This is a genomic window from Arthrobacter sp. 05L45_2 (genome assembly GCF_056397525.1).
Genome location: NZ_JBFTNO010000322.1, coordinates 1 through 1,928 on the forward strand (window position 1 = coordinate 1; position 1,928 = coordinate 1,928).

At 70.4% G+C, this 1,928-nt stretch carries 2 protein-coding genes and 1 pseudogene; 1 reads left to right on the forward strand and 2 read right to left on the reverse strand.

Annotated elements, in window-relative coordinates; genetic code table 11:
• A pseudogene (locus AC1DHD_RS16010) lies at positions 1 to 417 on the forward strand (hypothetical protein); the annotation flags it as partial.
• Positions 418 to 519: 102 nt separating this feature from the next.
• Here the strand turns inward: AC1DHD_RS16010 and AC1DHD_RS16015 are convergent.
• Positions 520 to 1,014, reverse strand: a complete 495-nt coding sequence (locus tag AC1DHD_RS16015) for a CoA-binding protein (RefSeq protein WP_476880654.1) — start codon at positions 1,012 to 1,014, stop codon at positions 520 to 522.
• On the reverse strand, positions 1,014 to 1,928 hold a 915-nt coding region (locus AC1DHD_RS16020; RefSeq protein ID WP_476880655.1), incomplete at its 5' end, for a PLP-dependent transferase. The genes AC1DHD_RS16015 and AC1DHD_RS16020, both read right to left, overlap by 1 nt.

Below are 1,928 nucleotides of genomic sequence, written 5' to 3' on the forward strand. Positions count from 1 at the left end.
GTGGTGGGTGCCATGAGCCTCGGGGCCGGCGCGGTGGCCGCGTCCAGCCATGACTTCCGGGCCAACGTGGGCCACACGCTGGGCATCATCTTCCAGCCCGCCGCCCCGACCCGGACACCGGCGCCCGTAACATCCGCACCCTCCGAGGTCCCGGCCGTCCCGGCGCCGGTCCCGGCGGGCACATCCCCGGCCGCCACGGCCCCGGGAACCCCGGCCACCGAGGCCACAGCGCACGCGCCGAAGCGGCAGGGCGCGGCGCCCACGGCACCTGCTGTCGGCCGCGGCGGGGTCCTGCCTACGCCCCCACACCGGCCTGTGACGCCGGGCGTTCCGGGCCACAACGGCCGCGGCCTGAATCCGGCACCGTTGCCGACACTGCCGGCCGTCCCGACTGCCTTCCCCACCACCAAGCCGTAGCCCGGCTGTAGTGCGGGGCCGCAGGGTCCGCCGGCAGGCCGGACGCTCAGCCTGGGCGGAGCGCCGGGCGGCGCGGGCGACCTTCGCCCGGGGCCTGGCGGCCTAGGCCAGGACCTGGCGCCGGGAGGAAATGACCCCGGTATCAAAGCCGGCCAGGTGCAGGCCGCCGTGGAAACGGGCATGCTCAATCTTCACGCAGCGGTCCATCACCACGTCCAGCCCGGCCGCTTCGGCTTCCTTCGCCACATCCTCATGCCACGAGCCGAGCTGCAGCCACAGGGTCTTGGCGCCTGCCGCGACGGCCTCGTCCAGCACCCCGGGAAGGTCGTCGTGTTTGCGGAAAACGTCCACAATGTCCGGGCTCTCGGGCAGGTCCGCAAGCGATGCGTACGTCGGTTCGCCCAGGATCTCCTTGACCACCGGGTTCACGAAATAGACCTTGTACCGAGTGGAGGACTGCAGGTACGTCGCCACGAAGTAGCTCGCGCGGGAGGGCTTGTCCGAGGCGCCCACTATGGCGATCGACTTCGCCTGGCGCAGCAGGGCCAGGCGTTCCGGCGCGGACGGTCCCGTCCAGGTGCGGGTTGCTTCAGTCATCAGTTCGCTCCAATCGTGCACGCTTCGGCCGACAGTGCATCCGCACACGGCTTAGACACACCGCCTCGTTCCTCGGCGGCGCGATGCGCCGCTTCCGCGGATACACCGTCGGCCGCCATGTCAGACGCCGCGTCCAGGGCCTGGTCCAGGTCCCACAGGATGTCCTCAATGTCCTCGAGGCCCACGGAGATCCGGACCAGGTCCTCCGGGACGCCGGCTGATTCGAGCTGTTCCGGGCTGAGCTGCTGGTGGGTGGTGGAGCCGGGGTGGATCACCAGCGTCCGCGAGTCGCCCACGTTGGCCAGGTGCGAAGCCAACTGCAGGGATTCGATGAACTTCCGGCCCGCGGCCCGGCCGCCCTTGACGCCGAAGGAGAACACGGAGCCCGGGCCCAGCGGCAGGTACTTCTTGGCGCGCTCGAAATGCGGGTGGGAGGGCAGCCCGGAGAAGTTCACATAAGCCACGCGCTCGTCGGCTTCCAGCCATTCGGCCACGGCCTGGGCGTTCCGGAGGTGTTCATCCAGACGCTGGGGGAGCGTCTCCACGCCCTGCAGCAACTGGAAGGCGGACTGCGGGGACAGGGCGGGGCCGATGTCGCGCAGCTGTTCGCAGCGCAGCTTGGTGAGGAACCCGTACTCGCCGAAGTTGCCCCACCAGGAGACGTTGCCGTAGGAGGCCACCGGCTCGGTCATGGTGGGGAACTTGCCGTTGCCCCAGTCGAAGCGGCCGCTCTCGACGATCACGCCGCCCAGGGTGGTGCCGTGGCCGCCAAGGAACTTCGTGGCGGAGTGGATCACAATGTCCGCCCCGTGCTCGATCGGCCGCACGAGGTACGGGGTGCTCAAGGTGGCGTCGACCACCAGCGGAATACCGGCGTCGTGCGCCACCTGCGCCAGGCCTGCCAGGTCCTGGAC